A 21,764-nucleotide genomic window follows, 5' to 3' on the forward strand; every position below is an offset into this window, starting at 1 on the left:
TCTTCCCGTGCGTCGTCGTCACTTCCGTCCCCTTTTCTGCCGATGAGCCTATTGGCATCGATGACGCGCCTGTTGCCGCGGCGTCAGAATGCCACCTGATCTCCGCCTTTGAGGCCGAGAAGATCACGTGCTTCCTTAGGGGTGGCAACCTCCAGCGACAAGGCGTCGAGAACGGCGCGGATGCGTAGAACCTGTTCGGCATTGCTGGTCGCAAGTTGCCCGCGGCCATTGTAAAGGCTGTCCTCCAGCCCCACCCGCACATTGCCGCCCATCGCAGCCGCCATAGTGATCATCGGCATCTGGTGCCGGCCGGCGGCCAGCACCGAGAACGAATGGTCGTCACCGAAAAGCTTGTCGGCGATCCGCTTCATATGCGTCAGGTTCTCCGGATCGGCGCCGATGCCGCCGAGAATGCCAAAGACGAACTGAATGAACAGATGACCGGAGACCAGACCGCGGTCGCGGAAATGCGCCAGCGAATAGAGATGGCCGACATCGTAGCATTCGAATTCGAACCGCGTACCGCATCCCTGACCGAGCCGGGTGAGGATGAACTCCATGTCGGCAAAGGTGTTCTTGAAGATCGAGCTGCGCGTCGCCTCCAGCAGCTCCGGCTCCCACTCGTGTTTCCACGCCACCGGCTTGTCGAGCGCCGGAAACAGGGCGAAGTTCATCGAGCCCATGTTGAGCGAACACATTTCCGGCTCGGCCCGCAAGGACGCCGCCAGGCGGTCCTCCAGCGCCATCAGCGACGAGCCGCCGGTCGATATGTTGACGATGGCGTCGGTCGACTGCTTGATCCGCGGCAGAAACTGCATGAACAGCGAAGGGTCGGCGGAAGGCCGGCCGTCCACGGGATTTCGCGCATGCAGGTGTAGGATCGAGGCGCCGGCCTCCGCCGCAGCGATTGCTTCCGAAGCGATCTGGTCCGGCGTGATCGGCAAATGGGGCGACATGGTCGGCGTGTGCACCGAGCCCGTCACCGCACAGGTGATGATGACCTTCCTGCGCGACGTCTTGGTTTTCGTCATAATGTCGATCTCAACGGTTGTCGGGAAGATTGAGTTCGGCGGCAAGTTGCTCGAGCACATCGCCGAGAATAGCGACGATCTCGCCGATCTGCTCTCTGGTGATGATCATCGGCGGGCAGACCAGAAAATGATCGCCTTCGACGCCGCCGCGTGTCCGCCGCGAATAGATGATCAGTCCACGCTCATAGGCGAGATCAACGACCCGCTGATGTGCGTTCAATTCCTTCGGCAAGGGCTTCATCGTCTCACGATCAGAAACGAACTCGGCGGCAAGCAACAGACCCTTGCCGCGCACATCGCCAATAAACGGGAACCGCTCGGAAAGCGCGACCAGCTCGGCCTTGAGCGCGTCGCCCATGACGGCTGCATTGTCGATCAGGCCGAGCCGATCGATCTCGTCCAGCACCGCAAGCCCGGCAGCGCAGGCGAGCGGATTGCCGGCATAAGTGAAACCATGCTGGAAACCGCCGGCGTCGAGCACCGGCTGCACCAGCCTCGATGGTGCTGCCATGGCGCCCAGCGGGCAATAGCCTGAGGCAAAGCCTTTCGACAGCGCGATCAGGTCCGGCTTGCAATCCCAATGGTCGCCGCCAAGGAATTTTCCGGTACGACCGGCTCCGCTCATGACCTCGTCATGGATCAAGAGGATACCGTACTTGTCGCAGATTTCGCGGATGCGCTTGTAATAGCTGTCGGGTGCGACCAGGGCGCCAGTCGAGGCGCCGCCGATCGGTTCCATGATGAACGCCAGCACGCTATCAGGGCCTTCGGACTGGATCCTATCCTCCAGCATATCGGCATATTTGATGCCGCGTTGCTCCATCGAGAGATTGTCGCAGTCGAGATAGGCGGTTGGAGCCGGCACTTTCGGCATTTCGCGCATCATCGGCGAGAACGGATCGGAGAGCGCCGCATAGCCGGTGACCGCCAGAGCGCCGAGCGTGCCGCCGTGGTAGGACGGAAACCGCGAAATCACCTTCCAACGGTCCTTCTGGCCGGTCGCAACCGCCCATTGGCGGGCGAGCTTCAGGCAGGATTCGACCGCTTCGGACCCGCCGGAGACGAAGAAGATCTTGTCCATGCCTTCGGGCAGCTTTTCGGCGGCGCGGCGGGCCAATTCTTCCGCCGGTTCGTTTTCGAAGTGGAGACGATAGGCAAACGTCACGCGATCCATCTGCCGCTTCATCGCCTCGAGCACGTTGCGATTGCCGTGGCCGATATTGACCACCATCGCACCGCTCGAACCGTCGATCACCCGGCGGCCATCCTGATCCCAGAGATAGATGCCCTCGGCCCGGTCGACCAGCGGCCGGCGAAGACGCGACTGGTAGAACAGGTGTGAAGCGGGCCGTTCGTTGGAAGCTGTCGTCTTGAGCATGTCGGGTCTCTGTCAGCGTTTGAGGTAACGGTTAAGAACATTGGCGGTGACGCGTTCGACCATCGCGTCGCCGCGCATCAGGGCGGCAACCCATTCGCAGCTGCCGGCGTGGAACACCTCGCCCTTGCCGCGTGGGAAATTGACGATCATGCCACAGCCGCGCTTGACGCGATCGACTGCCGCCTCTCCGGTATCGCCGATCAGTGTTTCCGCCACGAACTTAGCGTCCGCGTCGGAGAGGAACTGATCGTCGGCGGGTATATCGGCGCTCTCTTCCTTCAGCGATGACATGCCGAGCGCCAGGATTTCCAGACCATCCGCGGCGCCGCTGTCTTGCGTCGGCTCCGGCAGACCGCCGCGGATGATGTAGTCGAGGCCGTCGACCTCATAACCGAAGGCATGACCTTCGGCGCCGAGGATGTCGCCATAGTAGATACCGGTTCCGGCAAATGCCCAATGCTCCGGACGATAGACCGGAAACCCGCGGGCGCCGCGCGGGGCACAACCGCCCCAGCCGACATAGAGCCCGCGCGTGGCATTGAGCCCGAAGGTCGAAGCGCCGGGGCGGCCGATCTCTGCCGCCTCCCAGGAGCCGGACGTGCGCGTCTGATCGGCGGAACGGTAGGCCGGGTCCTCGGCACGCGAGCGATATTTGTAGCATACCTGCCGCTTGCCGCCGTCCTCCAGCCGCGTCTGCCACATGAAATTGCCGGCAAAGCGGGCGGCGTGGCCGCCCCGCTCGACATAGGTGTCGACCGCGTCGCGCATCTCCCAGGTCCAATATTCGTCGTGACCAACGAAGACGACGCAATCGTAGCCGTCGAGAATTTCCGGATTGAAATGCAATTCATGCTGGCTGGCGAGATCGACAGCATAACCTTCGCGCTCGGCCCAGCGGAAGAAATGACTGTCATAGCTTGCCCAGCCGGACGAGGCATATTTCTTGGAATAGCCGTTGGCATAGGCCCATTCCATGTGCGGGTAGCGTGGCGCCACTGCCATCGCGGAATAGATCTCCAGCGGCACCCGAGGCGCATCGATTGGGAGCTGGACGAAGCCGCGGCAGAACGGCCGCTCAATGCTGACAGTCGTTGCATATTGGTCGCGATTGGGGCCGGTGATGCCCTGATAATGGTTCGATCCACCCCAGGTGTTGTAAGACGTCCAGGATCCTGTCGCCGCCACCTGCAGTACGCGGCCCGGCTTGCGGCCGGCCTCGGGGCGCACGATAAACAGATGGTGACAGCGAATGGGCGAACGGTCGCGGCCCTCAGCCGTCAAGGTGACGCGATAGGCACCGGACGACCAGTCCGCGCCCACCTGGAATTCAAGCGTCGTCTCCCAGCCGCAGCCGACCACCGAGCATTGGTCCGGCGTATCCTGCCAGCGGGCGGCAATGCCGCTTCGCTTCATGACCGGTGTTTCGACGGCGCCGTCGCGTACGATCTCCAGTTCGAACAGGGCTGCGGTCGAACTCACCTGAAGCCGGACCGTTGCACCGGGCGGGTAGGCATAGGCGTCGGTGTAGCACCAGATTTCGCCGCGCTCGCCATCCATTCCGGGGTATTCGAAGTAGTGGCCGAGCACCGCTTCGCGGCGCTGCTCAGGTGTCAGGCCGAAATCGGGGAACTGGTTGCTGGTCATCTTCATCGCATCCATCACGCCGCCAGATATTTCTTGAGGAAAGCCCGCGTGCGCTCCTGTTTCGGTTCGCGGAAAATCTCGGCTGGCGCACCCTGCTCGACGACGACACCGCCATCCATGAACAGCACGCGGTCGGCGACCTCGCCGGCAAAGCGCATCTCATGCGTGACGATCAGCATCGTCATGTGCTCGGCGGCGAGCTGCTTCATCACCGCATTGACCTCGTCGACGAGTTCGGGGTCGAGCGCCGAGGTCGCCTCGTCGAAAAGCATGACCTTCGGCTGCATCGCGAGCGCCCGGGCGATGGCGACACGTTGCTTCTGACCGCCTGACAGTCGCGAGGGATAGGCGTCGACCTTCTCCGCCAGCCCGACCTTCGACAGAAGCTCGACCGCCAGCTCGCGTGCAGCCGCCTTCGCCATGCCCTTCAGGATAATCGGTCCCATCGTGACGTTTTCGATCACCGTCAGGTGCGGGAAGAGATTGAAGTGCTGGAACACCATGCCCATCTGCTGGCGCACCGCGTTGATGTGGCGCTCGAAGGCCTGGCCGCGCAGGTTCTGGTTGACCTGGACGCCGTCGAGCCACACCTCGCCGCCGTTCAGCGTTTCGAGATGATTGATCGAGCGCAGCAGCGTGCTCTTGCCGGAGCCGCTCGGGCCGATGATCGCAACGATCTGCCCCCGGGCAACCGACAAGTCTATGCCCTTCAGGACTTGAAGCTCGCCATAGGCCTTGCGAGCACTCTTGACTTCGACCATGGGTCGCTGGGCGGTCATCGTGATACCTCCACGTTCTGTTCGACCCGGCGCAGACCCGCTTCGAGCACGAGGTTTAGGATGTAATAGAGTGCGGCGACCGTGATGTAGAATTCGAACGGCCGGAAGGTTTCGCTGATCGCCAGCTGCGCAGCATGAACCAGCTCGGCAATGCCGATGATCGACACCAGCGAGGACTCCTTCAACAGCACGATCAGGTTGTTGCCCATGGCCGGAATGGTGTTGCGCACGGCCTGCGGCACGACGAAGTAGCGCAGCGTCTGAAAGCGGCTGAAACCGAGGCTGCGCGCGCCTTCCGTCTGCCCGACATCCACTGCCACGATACCGGCGCGCAGAATGTCGGCGTTATAGACGGCAAAGTGCAGGCCGAGACCGATGATGCCGGCGACAAGTGCCGGGATCTTGAACCCCAGTTGCCCCAGCCCGTAGTAGATCAGGAACAGTTGTAACAGCAGCGGTGTGCCCATGAAGAGCCACATGAAGGCGCGCACCGGCAAGGCCACCGCCTTGGGCGCATAGAGAACAACCAGGGCAAAAACGACGCCGAAGATGAAGCTGATGGCCGCTGCGGAGACAGTAAGGACGACAGTCCACCAGATCCCCATCCAGAGGATATCGGCATAGGGCGGGACGACGCTGAAATCGAGACCTTGCATGCGCGCCTCCCCTTCAGGCTATGGCGTAGCGTCGGTCAAGCAGATCGACGATCCGCGCGACGACATAGACGATGAGCATGTAGAGCACGGCGGCAACGCCGAAGATCTCGAACGGCTTGTAGGTCGAGCCGATATAGCGCTGGGCCGTGTAGGTGAGTTCGACCACGGATATCGTCGATACCAGCGCCGATCCCTTCACCAGAGCCACGGCGTTGACGCCGAGCGGGCGGATCATCAACCGTGCGGCCTGCGGCAGCACCACCTTGCGCATCGTCTGGAACCGGCTGAAGCCGATCGAGCGGGCAGCTTCGGTCTGGCCGCGGTCGACCGACTGGATCGCACCACGAATGGCTTCGGCCATATAGGCGCCGATATTGAGCCCAAGCCCGATCACGCCGGCGGCGAACGGCTCGAGATTGATGCCGATCTGCGGGCCGCCGAAATAGAGGACGAAAAGCTGGATCAGGCAGGGCGTGCCGCGAAACAGACTGACATAGGCAGAACCAAAGACGCGCAAAGGCCAAGAGCGCGACATCTTTGCCGCCGCCACGAGAAAGGCGACGACGAGCCCGAGCGCCAGCGAAAGCGCCGATATCTCGATCGTGATCCACGCCGCTTCCACGAAGAACGGGAAGACGCGCTGCACCAGCGAAAAGTCCATTGGAAAACTCCGGGGGGAGAACGCGACAATCTCCGGCCGCTGCCGTCAATGGGCGGCCGGAGACGGGTAGAAGCCAGCGATCAGCGGATGTCGCTACCGACCCATTCCATCGAAATCTTCTCGTAGGAACCGTCTGTCAACATATCCTCGAGCGCCTTCTGCATTGCAGCCTTCAGCTCCGGATTGTTCTTGCGGATGGCGATACCGATGGCGACGCTGCCACCTTCGATGTCAGGCGTTTCCAGACGGCGAACCTTCTCACCGGTTTCTTTGACGGCCACCATGACCGGAATGTTGTCGACGACGATCGCATCGACCCGGCCGCTCTTCAGTTCCATCATCAGCTCGGGCAGCCCCTTGTAGGTGCGCACGTCCCAGCCGCCCTGTTCGCGGGCCCATTTCTCATGGGTTTCCCCGAGCGTGACGCCGAGCGTCTTGCCCTTGAGTTCGTCGAGCTTCTGAACGGCGGAGGCTTCGGCGACGAACACCGCGCGGCCGGCGTGATAATACGGGCCGACGAAATCGACGACCTTCTCACGCTCGGGCGTGATCGTCATGGATCCGACGACGGTATCGTATTTGTTGGCGAGCAGGCCTGCGATGATGCCGTCCCAAGCCGTCGTCACCAGAGTGCCCTTGACGCCGACGCGCTCTGCAATCGCCTGGCCGATCGAGGCATCGAAGCCGACAACCTGGTTCTGTTCATTGACGAAGTTGAAGGGCGGATACTGCCCGCTCATCGCGATCTTCAGTTCACCCGCAGACTTCACCGCTTCGAGGTCGTCAGCGCGCACCGAAACGGCGGAGAAGGTTGCGGCAATGGTGAGCGTAGCGGCCAAAAGGCCGGAGAAAATGGTCTTCATGAAATGTTCCTTGCTCCTCTGGATGAATGCGCCTTCTCGTGCGCTTGGGACGGGCATCGAGGCGCCTTCCGAATTTCATGATTGCCTTTGCATCAGCATTGCGCAAATAGATAATGGGAATAGAAGGCATAGATTTCAGGAATGGTCACACCTCGATCCGAACGGCTCGTCTGGGAGCTCGATTGGAACCTTCTGCGCACCTTCGTGGTGATCGCCGAGGTCAAAAGCATCACGCGCGCCGCGGAACGGCTGAACCTGAAACAGCCGAGCGTCAGCAACGCGTTGAAGCGGCTGGAGGACCGTGTCGGGCGTCGGCTCGTCGAACGGGATGCGACGCGTTTCGACCTGACGGAAGTCGGCCAACTTCTCTACGAGCAGGCGGTCGAAGTCTTCGGGACCATATCCCAGCTGCCGCAATTGGTGCGCGGGGTCAGCGACGACGTGACCGGGCATGTGACGATCGCCGTCGCCAGCCATGTGGTGTCACCGATCTTCGACCGGGCGCTGATGGAATTTCATCGCAACTATCCGCGCGCGACACTGAACATCTCGGTGGCCGCAAGCGGCGAAGTCACCCGTCAGGTGCGGGAGAAACGGGCATCGTTCGGCCTCTGCCTTGTCAGCGTCCGCGACCCGGCGCTCGACTACCTCTTGGTCTTTCGCGAGTTCTTCGGCTTCTTCTGCGGTCCGCACCATCGGCTGTTCGGCAGGGAAGGATTGAAACTTGCTGACCTCAAGGGGGAGACCTCGGTGTCGTTCCACACCGACCATATCGCTGATGCATTGCGGCCCGTTGCGCTTCTGCGTAGCGAGGCCAAGCTCAATGCCAACGTCGTTGGCGTTTCTTCAAGCCTTGAAGAAGTTCGCCGGATGATTGTCGCCGGCCTCGGCGTCGGTCCCTTGCCGCTGCATGTGGCACGCCGCGACGTGGCCGATGGTGTGTTGTGGCGGCTGCCACCCTATGAAGCACCGCCGGCGATCGACATCTTCCTGCTGACGAACCCCGACAAGGCCTTGAACCGTGCAGAAAAGGCATTGCTTGCCGGGCTGCAGATGTTGATCGCCGAAACCCCTGTCGAAGAGCGGATCTATACGGACTGACGACGGACCGCGGGCGGCAGATCACGCTTGAAGCAATGCCTCCGCGCGTGCGCGTGCCGCCGGCTCCAGCGCCATTGCCGTGCGCGCCGAAAGATCGAAGCGAACGGTCACCGTTCGGTTGACGGCGTGAACAACATCATCAAGCGTGCCTGACATGATCTGCTCGAAGGTCACGGAGGAACGGCCCAGCTTGACCACCCGCGAGCGAATGGTGAGTAGGGTGCCTGCCTTCGTCTCGTGTTTGTATTCCACTTCCGACCGCACGTCGGCCCAGCCCCTGCCCGGCTCGCCTTCAACCTCGATCCCGGCAATATGACCAAGCAGCTGGAAGCTGGCATCATCGAACATCGCCGCATAGTGGCGAACGTTCATGTGCCCCATCGTGTCGCACATCCACGGATGTGCAACGCCGACATAGGTGGTCAAAGGCTGGCTTGGCATCGATGGACCCCGCTGATGGATATGCCTGGACAGAACGGCTGAGAGATAGCGGATGACGAAGCCGCCTGTCCATGCCGTGCCATCATCGACCGCTCCTGCAATCAGCGCGGACAAGTACCGAAATATCGGTGGGTAAGCGCCGGCCGTGCAACCACGCCTACTAGGCGCCCGCCCGCGACCTCCCTAGGCTGACCTCCTTTGACGGACTGGGAAATCTGCAAGGAGCATGATCGTGAAAGTATATCTGGCCGGGCCTGAAGTGTTCCTGAGCAATGCCGTGGAGATCCAGGCACAGAAGGCCGAACTTGCCCGTGCGGCCGGCTTCACGCCACTCGTGCCGGGCGACCTGGAAATTCCGCCGGCCGAAACCAAGCATGCACGCGGCGTTGCGATCTATGGCGTGGATGAAGGCATGATGCTGGCCAGCGACATGATCATCGCCAATCTGACGCCGTTTCGCGGCATCAGCGCCGATGTCGGCACGGTTTTCGAGCTCGGCTTCATGTGCGGCCGTGGCCGCCATGTCTATGCCTACACCAACACCTCGCGCAGCTATTACGACCGCATCCTCCACGGCCATTACGGCGGCAAGGCCGGCACGCGCCCGGACGGCCGCATGGCTGGACAGGACGGGTTGAGCATCGAGGATTTCGATATGGCCGACAATCTGATGCTCGATGGCGGCATCCTGGCGCGCGGCGGAACCTTCATAAAGCGCGAGGTGGCCGAAGCCGACCGGCTGACCGATCTTGAGGCATTCAAGCAATGCCTGGCGATTGCCGCCAAGCAACATCTCCGTTGAGATCGATCCCGTTCAGTCGACCGGGCACGGCCAATTGGCTGGAGTAGATAGCCCGGCCGGCAGTTTGGTGGCGCTGTCGCCGCATGTCAGGTTAACCTGCTCCTGCTCGAGCCCGGTTGCGGCCGACAAGTCCACCCCTTCGATGCGCGTCAGGAACATGAACGCATCGGTGAAGTCGATCGGGCCCTCGAAGCTAGAGCCGCTGAAAGTGGCACGCGACAGATTGGCCATCGGGAAACGCGTGCCCGTGATCACCGCTTTTTCGAAGTTGGCGCGCCCGAGCTCGGCCTTCTCGAAGTCGGCGCCCGTCAATTTGGCTCCTGTGAAATTCGTTCGCTGCAGTTCGGAACTGTTGAATGAAGCGCCTTCCGCCGAGATGCCGGCAAAACTGGTTCGGTAGGCTTCAACCTTGGCGAAATTCGCCTTATCGGCCCTGGCGCCGGCCAATGACGAACGCACCAGCGTCGCCTTCTCCAGGTTTGCGGCCGTGAGATTCGCGCCCCTCAGATCCGTCAGGGTGAAATCAGTGTTGACCAGTTTCCCACCCTCGAGATCGATCCCGCCAAGCATCAGCAGCTTCTTGTTGCAATCGCTCCAGTCAGCGCCCGGCGCCGATGGATCCTTGCAGTTCGCCGCATAGGCAAGGTTCGAGAGCGCCAGCGTCACAAGAAATGCAGAGAGGCCGATAGCCGACCGTTTGCCACAGGCGCGAATGGCGCGTTTGATCCCGATTGTGTCGCTAAACCCACCCTCCCCGGTTGCGACAAACGAACGAATGGGCTTCGGCTTTGGGATATGCATGGCGCTGCTCCACGGCCCCTTGGGATGGACCGGTTCTGTTGCATTTCTCGTTTGCAGGCTTCGTCGGCGAAAACGACCATACAAAGCGCGCGTCACGACTTAAGCGTATGACATTGTTGCCCTTCGCGCAAATGACAGCCACGCGATATGACAAACAAGATTTGCCTTGAGCGGGAAAAAGACTGAAACCTATCAGCCTCGGCAGCAACCCAGGCGACGATGGGCTACCGTCGCACGGCGAGCAATCAAGACGAATGCAACCAAATGCCTGCATCGAACGCTCAACTGTCGAGCGCCGGGTAGGTTGAATGTCGAAAAGCTTCCTAGGGTTTCCGCAGTAACGGAAATGGAGCAACCGTTTGTGCCGCTCGACGCAGCGATTCGGTGGCCCCGTGCACGCTAGCCCGTCCCCGAAATACGGCGGCTTGCGCCAGCATGGTAAAACATGCAATATCCATACAATGTGATCTTGAGGTAGTGCCATGACGACGGATGCATCGGAGACGACCTGGCTGCCGGCCATCCGGAAAGCGAACGGACCGCTTTACATCGCTATTGCCGACGCCATCGCAGCTGATATCGCCGAAGGTCGCCTGTCCGAAGGCGCGCGGCTGCCGCCCCAGCGCGCGCTCGCCAGCGCATTGGGCATCGACTTCACCACGGTGAGTCGCGCCTACAACGAGGCGCGACACCGCGGATTGGTGGAAGGGCGCGTCGGCCAGGGCACCTATGTCAAGGCGAAAAGAATGAAGGGATTGCAGCCGGCAGCCGATGGCCTTGTCGACATGAGCATGAACCTGCCGCCACTTTTCGACGACGCGGCCCTGACAATGCGCCTGTGGAGCGACATCGCCAGCCTGCAGGGCGAACATGGGCTCGATCTGTTGATGCGGTATCAGGCGCCCGGCGGCACGCTTCACAATCGCGCTGTCGGGGCCAACTGGCTACAGCCGCGCCTGGGAGAAATCCCAGCCGAGCGCGTACTGATCTGCGCAGGAGCACAAAGCGCCCTGCTGGCCGCGATCAGCAGCCTTGCAAAGCCCGGCGATGTGATCGCCGCGGAAACCATTGCCTATCCCGGCCTACGGGCGCTCGCCGCCCATCTCGGCATCGATATCGTCGGCGTTCCTATCGACAAAAATGGCATTGTACCAGAACAGCTTGAAGCGATTTGCAAAAGCACGAAATTAAGAGCGCTCTACTGTAACCCCACGCTCCACAACCCGACCACAGCAACACTGCCGCTTGAGCGCCGCAAGGCGATCGTTGCCATTGCCCGAACCCACGGCGTAGCAATCATCGAGGACGACGCCTATGGAGCGCTGCCAATCGCCGCGCCGCCGCCATTGGCAGCACTTGCGCCTGACCTCGTCTATCACATTGCCGGTCTCGCCAAGTGCCTGTCGCCAGCGCTGCGGATTGCCTATCTCGTCGTTCCGGATCGCCAAAGCTGCGTGCGCATCGAGGGCGCGATACGCGCGACGAGTGGCATGGCTCCCCCCTTCAACGCCGCGATCGCAACACGCTGGATTGAGGACGGGACGGCAAGGGAGGTCCTCGGCGCCATCCGCCAGGAAGTGACGATCAGACAGACCATGGTCAGCCGCTTGTTGCCAAGGGACGTTGTCCAGACGGACCAGGAAGGCTTCCACGTATGGCTACACCTGCCACTACCCTGGACGCGAGGCGATTTTTCCGGTCGGCTGCGGGCATCAGGCATCAGCGTCGTGGCCAGCGATGCCTTCGCGCTTGACCTAGCACCTGAAGCCGTGCGCCTCGGCCTTGGCGCGGCACGGACGCACGAGGAGTTGCAGCGCAGCCTGATGACGATTGCAGATCTGCTTCAGCAATCTCCGGCTGCATCGAGTCTCGTCGTTTGAGGTCTTTCGTTTGCGGCCGGCGAAATTGTCGCATCAATGTATGCATACAATAAATTGACAATGCGTGCTTTTAGGCGTCTTAATCCCTGCAGGCCTGAGGCGGCACGGAGCATTCGTCGACCGCACCCAGGCATATCAGCTGGCGCGCCGGAAAGGCTGCGCCGCAGACGCCTGAAAGGAACGCATATGTCTTCGGATCGCGACTGGCCTCCCCTATCTCCCATGCAAACCGGCTTGCGCGGTCGTTGTCCGCGTTGCGGCCAAGGACATCTGTTCGAAGGCTTCCTCAAAATGCGCAAGAAGTGCGAGGTCTGCGATCTCGACTACTCCTTCGCCGATCCCGCTGACGGCCCCGCCTTCTTCGTCATCTGCTTCGGCTGCGTGCCGAGCGTGCTGCTCGGCGTATGGCTGGAGGTGCAATACAGCGCGCCGCTGTGGATGCACCTTCTGGTCACCGGCCCGTTCATGTTGCTGACGTGCATTCCACCACTTCGGCCACTCAAGGGATGGCTGGTCTCAAGCCAGTTCTTCTACAAGGCTGAGGAAGGAAAGCTCGTGCGCAGACAGGTCGAGCCACCGCTCGCCCCGACCCAATAGGCTTTCATTGCCAGACTAGCGTTGAACGTCAGATGGCCATCCGTCATGGTTCGGTACCGATAACGAATATCAACAAGGCGCGAGCAATGCTCGCGACTTGTTCGGTTGGCCTTCGAGGACGCTGATCCATACGGCATGGTCGCTCCGTGCGAGCCACCGGCGCGGTTGATAGCGCAGAGCATTTTGCCCGGGAACGTCCGCGGTGGTGCGGGCATCTGCCGGAACCCTGCACCATGCCTGGCCCCGCCCCTCAATCTCAAATCATTGTACCGCCGGTGTCGGTTCGCCGAGCGAGAGCATCAGGCGGTTCGCCCAGTTGAAGAAGGCGGCGCCGTGGATCACGTCGGCAATTTCGAGTTCGTCGAGGCCGGCGGCAGACAGGCGTTCGATATGATCGTCGCCGAATGTGGGTGGCGTCGCCGTCAGCGCCACCGAAGCTGCAACGATTGCATTCCAGCGTTCGCCGAGATCTGCATCCACACCTTCATCGAGAAGCTTCTGAACGTCGTCGCCCCGCTTGGAATGGTGAGATGCGAAACGCGAATGCACGGAGGCGCAGAAGATACATCCATTTGACCGCGATGCCGCAGTCGCTGCAAGCTCGCGCTCGGCACGCGGCAGGCCCGTGCGGGTGTTGTAGAAGATGTCCTTGTCCGTCTTCGTCCGGGCCTCCAGAACCTGGGGATCGCGAACGAGCAAGCGGAAGTAGGGCGACTTTGCGCGCGATGCCTCGACGAGACCGGTAAGGTGCGCCTCCGTCAGATCGTCCTCCGCAAGCGGCTCAAGCCACGGCGTCCAGCCGATCTCGGCCTGCGTGAACGCGACTGGGCGATTTTCAATCTTGGGCGTGATGATGTGGTCAGTCATGACAAACTCCTTCTAAGGCTCAGGCGGCAGCGCGCCTGGCGGAAGCCGCAAGCAGGCCAAGGCCGGCGATCACCCGGATCTGGAACGCAACGAATGCGACAAGCTGCGACAGCGTCACGATACCGTTCGTCGTCCAGCCGGCAGCGATGAGCGCCTGAAGCGCCCCAGGGCTTGCGTCACGGAGATGGAAGACAACCAGATGCGCATGTTCCAAGGCTGCCGCAAGCTTTGCTCCGAGCGCTTCACGCCCGGCATCAGAGACCTGGTAGATCGGCCCGGGTGCGTCCTCGACGCTCAAAGCGCCGGCCGGATATCGCCCATAGGGGCCGACGGCCTGCGCCGCGCCGATCTCGGCCTTCAACACTTCGACCAGCCAGCGGTTCGCTTCGCCTTCCTCCAGTGGGCTGACGTAGAACTCAAATATATCCGGATGCCGATGCAATCCCGCGACGAAGCTCGCAATTGTCTGCCGTTCCGCTTGGGAGACGTCGCCGAAATTTTCGAGTTCGAAGAGCGCGAGATAGCTCTTCTGCGCCTGCTCGCGTGTTTCCGGCCGCTGGGTGCGGATGCGATCAAGCGATGAGCCCGGCTTGATGCCGGCCAGCAGGTCGATGATATCGGGTGTCGATGTGGTCACGGTAAGTCTCCTTCCTTCAGTTTAGCGGCGCCCCGGGTGCCACTGTGGTGATCGGCGTTGTCAGCCGACGGCTCCGAGGCGGCGGGGGGCGAATTTTTCCTCCGGCGCCCATCCGAGCGCCGGTGCGACCTTAGTTGCGATTAGCTCGATCGAGCGCAGGATCAGAGGGTGGGGCGGATCGATGGAGTGAACCTGGAAGACGAGGTCGGTAACCCGATCGAGCGTCGTATCCGCACGGAGGCTTTCGATCACGTGGTCGGGCGTCCCGACATGGACGTCGAAAGCGGCGATCAGTTCGGCGAGCGAGTTGCCCGTCGGCTTGTGGCCGGCCGCAACCAGCCGTTCGGCGCCGCGACGCAAGCCGATTTCGGCCAGGCGCAATGCCTCAGCGCGGCTGTCTGCCACGAACAGGCTACGTGAACCCAAAATTCGGGGCGCGCGGCCTGCCGGCAATCCCGCGAGATAGGCGTCGATAATTGGGTTCTGCAGTTCGGCGAGCGACGCATCCGGGCGTTCGGCGGTCCGGGGCTGAGTGCGCGACAGCATGAGGCCGTCGCCGGCGCGCCCTGCCCGCTCTCCACCAGCGACGGAGAATGTCGCCTGCCAGATGCGATTCAGCAATTGCGGCGCGGTCGGGTAGAGCTGGTCGCCGCCGGAAAGGCTCCGCCCCGCCCATGCGTCGAGAACGACGCGCAGATGCCGGGCGAAGATGTCTCCGCGCTCGGCACTCTCGAGGCCGAAAGCCGTAAACGATGACGGTGTGCCGCCGGTGCCGAAGCCGATTTCGACACGGCCGCATGACAGGAGGTCAAGCACAGCCGCATCTTCGGCAACCCGGATCGGATTTTCAAGCGGCAGGGTGATGACGCCGGTGCCGAGCCGGATCCGCGACGTCTGCGCGGCAACATGTGCCAGGAAGACGAGTGGCGCCGGCAGGCCGCCCTCGTCGGCATGGAAGTGATGCTGGGCGACCCAGGCGGTATCGAAGCCGAAACGTTCGGCGGTCGCGATCTGCTCGGCCGCATAATGATAGCGCGTGCCGGCGGGCACGTCGTCGAGGAGACGCGTAAAGAACCCCAGTCGCTTGCGTGGCGTCGTATTTGTCATTTTCTGTCCTGTCATTCATTCCTGCGTCGTCAGACGAGGACTGCTCGTTTTTGTCCGGGGATGGCGTTGATGAGTTCGCGGGTATAGTCGCTGCCCGGCCGTTCGAAGACGTCCTCGACGGGTCCTCCGTCGACCAAACGACCGTCCTTCAGCACGGACACCGTGTCTGAGATCTGCCGAACGACTGCGAGGTCATGAGACACGAACAGGTAGGTCAGACCGAGATCGCGCTGGAGTTCGTCGAGAAGATCGAGGATGCGGGCCTGCACCGTCACGTCCAGAGCCGAGACCGCCTCGTCGAGAACGACGACGTCGGGGTCGAGAACGAGTGCGCGGGCGATTGCCACCCGTTGTCGCTGACCGCCCGAAAGCGCGTGAGGGCGGCGGCCAAGCGCCGCTTCCGGCAAGCCGACGCGACTGAGGATTGCCCGGACCTTCTCTTCGCGTGCCGGCCGGGCGAGTTTGCCGAAATTTAAGAGCGGCTCGGCAACGATGTCGAACACCGTCTGGCGCGGATCAAGCGAGCCATAAGGGTTCTGGTAGACCAGCTGGATCTTGCGCCTGAACTGGCGCAGCGTTTCGCCGCGAAGCGACGAAAGATCGGTGCCATCGATCTCGATACGGCCCGCAGTCGGTTTCTGAAAGCCGACAATCGCGCGGATGGTGGTGGTCTTGCCGGAGCCGGATTCGCCGACGATGGCATGGGTCGTGCCGCGACGGACCCGAAAATTGAGACCGTCGACGGCGCGAAAGGATTTGCCATCGCCATCGGGGCGAACGAAGTCCTGCACAAGACCTTCGACGATAACGACATCATCGTCTAATGATGCGGGCTTTTCGCGCGCGGTCGCTGGGGCCCTGCGCGCAACGGCCGAGAACGACGGCGCGTCGGCAATCAGTTGCCGTGTGTAGGCGCTTCGCGGTGCGGCAAGCACGCCTTTGGTCGCGCCGACTTCCTGGACCCGGCCGCCCTGCAGTACGACAAGCCGGTCGGCTCGGTCGGCGGCGACCCCGAGGTCATGGGTCACAAGCAGAACCGATGTGCCGTATTCGGCGCGCAATTCGTCGATCAGGTCGAGGATGCGTTTCTGCACCGTCACGTCGAGCGCACTTGTCGGTTCATCAGCGATGATGAGTTGCGGCTTCAGCGCGACCGCAATCGCGATCAGCACACGCTGGCGCATGCCGCCCGAAAGCTCGTGCGGATATTGCCGCGCCCTAAGCGCAGGCTCGCTCAGCCCGACACGCTCTAGAAGAGAAATCACCTGCGCGTCCACGTCGCGACCGCTGGCGGCGCCGTGAATGCGAAGAATCTCGCCAACCTGCGCTCCGATCGTCTTGACCGGATTGAGCGAACTTGCCGGGTCCTGTGGTACCAGGCTGATTTTAGCCCCCCGCACGGCATCAAGCTGTCGATCTGACCAGCGGGAAATGTCGGTGCCGTTGAGCTTGATGCTGCCGCCGTCGATGCGGCCATTGGCATGGAGCAGGCCGATGATCGATTGTGCCGTCGTCGTCTTGCCGGAGCCGGACTCCCCGACCAGCGCGACCACCTCGCCGGGCTCGATCCGGAACGAAACATCGTGCACGACACGGCGATGGGCGACGCCGTCATGGTAGGAGATCGACAGGTTCTCGACCTCTAGCACCGGTGGGTATGCAGCGATTGAGGTGTTCATGCCGCCACCTTGCCGAAGGATTGGCTGACACGATTGGCGGCCAGAACGACCAGAACGACGACGATGCCGGGCGCGGTCGTCAGCCACCAGGCGGTCGAGATGTAGTTTCGGCCCTCAGCAATCAGCAAGCCCCATTCCGGCGTCGGCGGCGGTGCGCCGTAGCCCAGGAACCCGAGCGTCGAGATCTGCAGCACCGCCGATCCGAAATGCAGCGCGGCGATCGCGAGAACCGACGTCAACGAATTCGGCAACACATGCCGCCAGAGGACGGAGGTGAAGGTGCCCCCACTGCCGAAAGCCGCCTCGACATAATCGCTGCGCCGGACACGAACAACTTCCGAACGCGCCAAGCGGGCAAAACCGGCAACAGAGGTGACGCCAACGGCGATCGCCGCGTTCACCGTCCCGAAGCCGAGCAGGATGATGATGCTGAGAGACAACAGCAGTGGCGGGATAGACAGCAAAACGTCGACAAGCCGCATGATCACATCGTCAAGCCGCCGGTCGACCGAGCCGGCGACCACGCCAAGGCCCGTACCGATGACAAGACCAAGTGCCACAGCGACAAAGGCACCGGTCAGCGAATGAACCGCTCCGTAGACGATACGGCCGTAGAGATCGCGCCCAAGCGCGTCGGTACCGAGCAGATGGCTGGCGTCCGGCCGCCGAAGCTGTTCCCCACCAACCCCTTCGAGCGGATTGTAGATGGTGAAAAGCCACGGAGCGACTGCCCAGAGGAAGGCGATGGCGAGAACCAGCCAGGACAATGCCAGGCCCACTGGCAACCGGCGGATGAAATGGGGGAGCGAGAAGCGCCCGCCCACCCGGTGTCCGTGCCCTGACGCGATGGCGTCATCGTGGATTGTATCGAACGTGGTCATGCGGTGGCTCCTGCTTTTGTCCGAAGACGCGGATCGAGCACAGGAAAGAGCAGATCCACGATGAGATTGATGACGACGAAGGCCAAGGCCGAGAGCACAACGATCGCCTGGAGCACGGCCGCGTCCTGGCTGCCGACCGCCCTTTCCGTCAGCCCTCCGATGCCGTTAAGGCCGAAGACAGTCTCGGTGACGACGGCGCCGGCGATGAGTTCACCGAAGAGCACGCCGGCAATGGTGAGCGTCGGCAGCAGCGCGTTCTTGGCAACGTGGCGCCACAGGACCCAGTGGCGGGTTGCCCCCTTGGCGCGAGCAACCGCGACGAAGGGGCGTGTGAGCACATCGTCGATGTTCCGCACCAAGACCTGGGCGAGCGGCGCGGAAATCGGCACTGCCAACGTGACGACGGGCAGGATGAGTTCCTGCCAAGGGCCGGGGTTGATGACCGGTACGAGTTTCAAACGAAACGAGAAGATCTGAATCAGCATGATGCCGAGCCAGAAGGTCGGGATCGAGATGAAGAGCGACGGCACGGACTGGAGTGCACCGCGGAGCCAGGCGAAGGGCGTGAGGCTCGAAACGAAGGCGATTGCGACGGCAAAGACAGCGGCAAGCGCGAAACCAAGCGACGCGAGTTTCAGCGTCGCCGGCAGGTGGGTCCCAAGCATCGTGCTGACCGGAACGCCCACTTGAACGGAATAGCCGAAGTTGCCGGTGAGAAACCGGCCGATGGTCTGGAGATACTGCACCCAGATGGCGCTGTCGGCGGCGTAGGATGCCCGGATATCGGCGATCTGCTGCGGGTTAAGCCCGAGTTCCGGGTTCTGAAACTTGATCAGGACGGCATCACCGGGCATCGCCTGCAGCAACACAAAGGAGATGGTAAAAGCCGCCCATAGGACGAACAACGCCTGCCCCAGGCGATTGAGCAAATATCCGGACATCAGCCGCTCCTCTGCTTGGTTCATTGCGAGGGCCGGCCACGGGCAATGCACGTGGCCGACCGGTCGATGTCAGTGTTCTGCAAGCCAGGTGCTGTAGAAGCTTGGGCGGCCAACCGCCTCGAAGGCGATGCCCTGGACGTAAGGCGCACCGGCAAAGGCTTGCGGCTCCTCGAAGATCGGGACCGCATAGGCCTGGTCGACGACATAGTCCTGAACCTCGCCGGCAATCGCCAACCGCTTCTCGCGGTCCGGCTCCGAAGCAAGCGCCTCGAGCAGGCCGTTCAGCTTGTCATCGGCGAAGCTCTGGACTTTGTCGCTCTGGCCACCCTTTTGGCGAAGGACGTCACGGTTCTTTGGGTAGTACTGGCTCTTGATCACGTCGGGATCGGCGCGCCCGACCATGGCCGGTGAAACCGGTGTCTTGAGCGGGTCGAGATCGTCGACGATCCTGCTGCCGCTGTCGCCGGCAAGCACCGTCAGCTTGACGCCGAGCTTGCCCCATTGCTGGGCGACCAACTGCAAGGTTTCCTTGTTCTGCGGCTGCGGCAGAGATTCATAGGCCGTCAGCACTAGTTCCTTGCCGTCCTTCTGGCGCAGGCCGTTGGCGCCGACCGTCCAGCCGGCCTCATCGAGCAGGGCTTTTGCCTTTTCCGGATCGAAGGAAAGCTTCGCCGAAATGTCGCGGTAGCCGAGCGCCGTCGAGGCGATGATGGAGGTCGCCTGTGGGTAGTTGGCGGAAAACAGCGTGGTGACGATTTCCTTGGCGTCGGTCGCGTGCAGCAGCGCCTTGCGGACCCTGACGTCGGCGACGAGCGGATTGTCGGGTCGGAAGACGACGCTGTTGTTCACGCCGCGCGTCGAAGGCGCGTAGATCTGGTAATCCTGCGCTTCAACCTGTTTTTCGTCATAGGCCTGGACCTGCCGGATGAAATCGGCCTGGCCCGCAAGCAGAGCGCCGATGCGCACGCTGTCCTCGCCGGTGATGATGTATGTGATACCATCGAGGTAAGCCCGCCCCTGATGCTCCAGCTTTGCCGGACCCCAGGCGTATTCTTCGCGCGCCTTCAGGCTCAGCTCCTTGCCGATCGTTTCGCTGTCGACGACAAACGGACCGGAGCCGACGATCTTGGTGGCATCGCCCAGTTGTTCAAACGGAAGCGCCAGCGTGCTTGCGGCAACGAGCCCGGAGCCGATCACCGACGTGCCCTGCAGGAAGCCCGGCGACGGCTTCTTGAAGTAGAATTTGACGGTCAGCGGATCGATGACCTCGCTGCGCGCGTAGTTATTGATGACCTCCGAGACCGGCTGCTTCAGTTCCTTGTTGCCGAGCCCGAAGACGTCGTAGTTCCTTGCGACGGCAGCGGCATCCAGCGGCGTGCCGTCGGAGAAGGTGACGCCAGGACGGATCTTGAAGGTGTATTCGGTCGCATCAGCGTTGACCGTCCACGATTCCGCGATCCAAGGCTCGATCTCGAGCGTCTTCGGGTTCTGGTAGGTCAGCTTGTCGGTGATCTGGTTGAGGATGCCGCCATTTGGGTAAAAGCCGCCGGCCGGCGGGTAGAGATTAGTATGGGCCTGCTGCTCGAGATAGATCAGCGTCCCGCCCTTGATCGGATCGCCTGCACCTTGTGCAAAAGCGCCGGACAGGAAAAAGCCGGAGGCGGAGAGTGTCGCCAGCGTCAGCGCGAGCCGTTTCAGTTTCGTCGTCATGGGAGCCTTCCTTCTAGATGTCTGGAGGCTATCGTACGACTAGGCGCCGGCTTATCAACTAAATCTAGTAAATTAATATGCTATATGTTTCATGCGAAGCGAAAGAAGCATCTCCGCCTCAGAGCCGACGGAGATATTTCTCCCGCGGCCGCTTCCCTGCCTTCTTTTGCTGGTCTCAAGCGGCATGCGGATCATCGTGCGAAAAGAGAGCGTTCGATCACGCGTGAAACGCTTCAAGAGGCATTGACAATTCGGCCATTGTTCATTGAAAACTTTGCCAATTCCTTCCAAGCCCGAGATTGAGATATTCATGACAAATAACAAGGTTCTTGTCGTCGGCGGCGCCGGCTATATCGGATCGCACACCTGCCTTCAGCTTGCGTCCAAGGGGTTCGAACCCGTGGTCTACGACAATCTGTCGAACGGCCACGAGGAGTTCGTCAAATGGGGCGTTCTCGAAAAGGGCGATATCCGCGACCGCCAGCGTCTCGATGAGGTGCTTGCGCGCCACAAACCGCGGGCGATCCTGCATTTCGCCGCGATGATCGAGGTCGGGGAATCCGTCAAAGATCCGGTCTCGTTCTACGACAACAACGTCATCGGGACCTTGACCCTTCTATCGGCAGCACTGTCCGCCGGCATCGAAGCCTTCGTGTTCTCGTCGACCTGCGCCACCTACGGCCTGCCGGAGAGCGTGCCGATCGACGAACAGCACCGCCAGGCCCCGATCAACCCCTATGGCCGCACGAAGTGGGTCTGCGAGCAGGCATTGAAGGACTATGGCCAGTACAAGGGCCTGCGCTCGGTCATCTTGCGCTATTTCAACGCCGCCGGTGCCGACCCGGAGGGGCGGATCGGCGAGTGGCATGAACCCGAGACCCACGCGATCCCGCTGGCAATCGATGCCGCGCTCGGCCGCCGCGACGGCTTCAAGGTCTTCGGCACGGACTACGACACCCGCGATGGCACCTGCGTACGCGACTATATCCACGTCCTCGACCTCGCCGACGCCCATGTCCGCGCCGTCGAATACCTGCTTGAAGGCGGCGACAGCGTCGAACTCAATCTCGGTACGGGCACCGGCACGACGGTGAAGGAGCTGCTGAACGCCATTACCGATGTCTCGGGCCGCAGCTTCGGCATCGACTATGTCGATCGCCGCGAGGGAGATTCGACCACGCTTGTCGCAAACAACGACAAGGCTCGCGAAGTCCTCGGCTGGGAGCCGCAATACGACCTGGCGGCGATCACGCGCACGGCCTGGAACTGGCATTCCCGCCGCAACCAGGGCGCCTGACATCGGGCACC

At 62.0% G+C, this 21,764-nt stretch carries 21 protein-coding genes; 5 read left to right on the forward strand and 16 right to left on the reverse strand.

What is annotated here, in order from left to right:
• Positions 1–83: 83 nt before the first annotated feature.
• From IB264_RS29925 to IB264_RS29955, 7 genes are all read right to left on the reverse strand, one after another.
• The gene (locus IB264_RS29925) at positions 84–1,031 is read right to left on the reverse strand and encodes a 3-keto-5-aminohexanoate cleavage protein (protein ID WP_192434708.1); all 948 of its coding nucleotides are present in this window, start codon (positions 1,029–1,031) and stop codon (positions 84–86) included.
• A 10-nt stretch (positions 1,032–1,041) separates the two neighbouring features.
• The gene (locus tag IB264_RS29930; RefSeq protein ID WP_025428835.1) at positions 1,042–2,409 is read right to left on the reverse strand and encodes an aspartate aminotransferase family protein; all 1,368 of its coding nucleotides are present in this window, start codon (positions 2,407–2,409) and stop codon (positions 1,042–1,044) included.
• Between the two features lie 12 nt (positions 2,410–2,421).
• Positions 2,422–4,059: a N,N-dimethylformamidase beta subunit family domain-containing protein gene (locus IB264_RS29935; protein ID WP_192434710.1), complete on the reverse strand. Its 1,638-nt coding sequence runs from the start codon at positions 4,057–4,059 to the stop codon at positions 2,422–2,424.
• Between the two features lie 8 nt (positions 4,060–4,067).
• Positions 4,068–4,832 (reverse strand): amino acid ABC transporter ATP-binding protein, encoded by a 765-nt coding sequence (locus IB264_RS29940; RefSeq protein ID WP_057206388.1) that lies wholly within the window; start codon positions 4,830–4,832, stop codon positions 4,068–4,070.
• Complete coding sequence (locus tag IB264_RS29945) at positions 4,829–5,488, reverse strand: amino acid ABC transporter permease (protein WP_057206386.1); 660 nt, start codon at positions 5,486–5,488, stop codon at positions 4,829–4,831. The genes IB264_RS29940 and IB264_RS29945 overlap by 4 nt, the downstream gene beginning before the upstream one ends.
• A 13-nt stretch (positions 5,489–5,501) precedes the next feature.
• Positions 5,502–6,149, reverse strand: coding sequence for an amino acid ABC transporter permease (locus IB264_RS29950; protein ID WP_057206385.1), 648 nt, complete (start codon positions 6,147–6,149; stop codon positions 5,502–5,504).
• 80 nt (positions 6,150–6,229) lie between these two features.
• Positions 6,230–7,012: an ABC transporter substrate-binding protein gene (locus IB264_RS29955; protein WP_057206382.1), complete on the reverse strand. Its 783-nt coding sequence runs from the start codon at positions 7,010–7,012 to the stop codon at positions 6,230–6,232.
• A 141-nt stretch (positions 7,013–7,153) separates the two neighbouring features.
• On the opposite strand from IB264_RS29955, the gene IB264_RS29960 reads away from it, so the two are divergent.
• Entirely contained in the window at positions 7,154–8,113 is a 960-nt protein-coding gene (locus IB264_RS29960) for a LysR family transcriptional regulator (RefSeq protein ID WP_057214440.1), read from the forward strand.
• Positions 8,114–8,134: 21 nt separating this feature from the next.
• On the opposite strand, the gene IB264_RS29965 is transcribed toward IB264_RS29960, so the two are convergent.
• Positions 8,135–8,668, reverse strand: coding sequence for a thioesterase family protein (locus tag IB264_RS29965; protein ID WP_225968510.1), 534 nt, complete (start codon positions 8,666–8,668; stop codon positions 8,135–8,137).
• A 112-nt stretch (positions 8,669–8,780) separates the two neighbouring features.
• On the opposite strand from IB264_RS29965, the gene IB264_RS29970 reads away from it, so the two are divergent.
• Positions 8,781–9,356: a nucleoside 2-deoxyribosyltransferase gene (locus IB264_RS29970; protein ID WP_057206378.1), complete on the forward strand. Its 576-nt coding sequence runs from the start codon at positions 8,781–8,783 to the stop codon at positions 9,354–9,356.
• Positions 9,357–9,368: 12 nt separating this feature from the next.
• Here the strand turns inward: IB264_RS29970 and IB264_RS29975 are convergent, their stop codons facing one another.
• On the reverse strand, positions 9,369–10,043 hold the full coding sequence (locus IB264_RS29975) for a pentapeptide repeat-containing protein (protein ID WP_373688547.1): 675 nt from the start codon (positions 10,041–10,043) through the stop codon (positions 9,369–9,371).
• A gap of 596 nt (positions 10,044–10,639) precedes the next feature.
• Between IB264_RS29975 and IB264_RS29980 the strand changes: the two genes are divergently transcribed.
• A complete protein-coding gene (locus IB264_RS29980; RefSeq protein ID WP_113569053.1) occupies positions 10,640–12,037 on the forward strand; it encodes a PLP-dependent aminotransferase family protein in 1,398 nt (465 codons plus the stop codon).
• 186 nt (positions 12,038–12,223) lie between these two features.
• A complete protein-coding gene (locus IB264_RS29985; protein WP_113569052.1) occupies positions 12,224–12,634 on the forward strand; it encodes a DUF983 domain-containing protein in 411 nt (136 codons plus the stop codon).
• A 261-nt stretch (positions 12,635–12,895) separates the two neighbouring features.
• Here the strand turns inward: IB264_RS29985 and IB264_RS29990 are convergent, their stop codons facing one another.
• The 7 genes from IB264_RS29990 to IB264_RS30020 all read right to left on the reverse strand — a co-directional run bounded on the left by IB264_RS29990 (position 12,896) and on the right by IB264_RS30020 (position 20,456).
• Complete coding sequence (locus tag IB264_RS29990) at positions 12,896–13,501, reverse strand: alkylhydroperoxidase domain protein (protein WP_113569051.1); 606 nt, start codon at positions 13,499–13,501, stop codon at positions 12,896–12,898.
• A 19-nt stretch (positions 13,502–13,520) separates the two neighbouring features.
• A complete protein-coding gene (locus IB264_RS29995; protein WP_192434712.1) occupies positions 13,521–14,138 on the reverse strand; it encodes a CMD domain protein in 618 nt (205 codons plus the stop codon).
• Positions 14,139–14,198: 60 nt separating this feature from the next.
• Positions 14,199–15,245: a putative FMN-dependent luciferase-like monooxygenase gene (locus IB264_RS30000; RefSeq protein ID WP_113569049.1), complete on the reverse strand. Its 1,047-nt coding sequence runs from the start codon at positions 15,243–15,245 to the stop codon at positions 14,199–14,201.
• A 29-nt stretch (positions 15,246–15,274) separates the two neighbouring features.
• Entirely contained in the window at positions 15,275–16,924 is a 1,650-nt protein-coding gene (locus IB264_RS30005) for an ABC transporter ATP-binding protein (protein ID WP_192434714.1), read from the reverse strand.
• Positions 16,921–17,805 carry an ABC transporter permease gene (locus IB264_RS30010; protein WP_107027959.1) on the reverse strand — a complete coding sequence of 295 codons (885 nt, stop codon included), beginning with the start codon at positions 17,803–17,805 and terminating at the stop codon, positions 16,921–16,923. The genes IB264_RS30005 and IB264_RS30010 overlap by 4 nt, the downstream gene beginning before the upstream one ends.
• A complete protein-coding gene (locus tag IB264_RS30015) occupies positions 17,802–18,746 on the reverse strand; it encodes an ABC transporter permease (RefSeq protein WP_192434716.1) in 945 nt (314 codons plus the stop codon). Before IB264_RS30015 ends, IB264_RS30010 begins: the two co-directional genes overlap by 4 nt.
• 69 nt (positions 18,747–18,815) lie before the next feature.
• Complete coding sequence (locus IB264_RS30020) at positions 18,816–20,456, reverse strand: TIGR04028 family ABC transporter substrate-binding protein (protein ID WP_171520627.1); 1,641 nt, start codon at positions 20,454–20,456, stop codon at positions 18,816–18,818.
• 310 nt (positions 20,457–20,766) lie between these two features.
• Here IB264_RS30020 and galE point away from each other — a divergent pair, with 310 nt between their 5' ends.
• Positions 20,767–21,753, forward strand: a complete 987-nt coding sequence (gene galE / locus IB264_RS30025) for a UDP-glucose 4-epimerase GalE (protein WP_057206363.1) — start codon at positions 20,767–20,769, stop codon at positions 21,751–21,753.
• Positions 21,754–21,764: the final 11 nt, after the last annotated feature.

This window comes from Ensifer sp. ENS11 (genome assembly GCF_014851895.1).
Lineage (GTDB): Bacteria > Pseudomonadota > Alphaproteobacteria > Rhizobiales > Rhizobiaceae > Ensifer > Ensifer canadensis.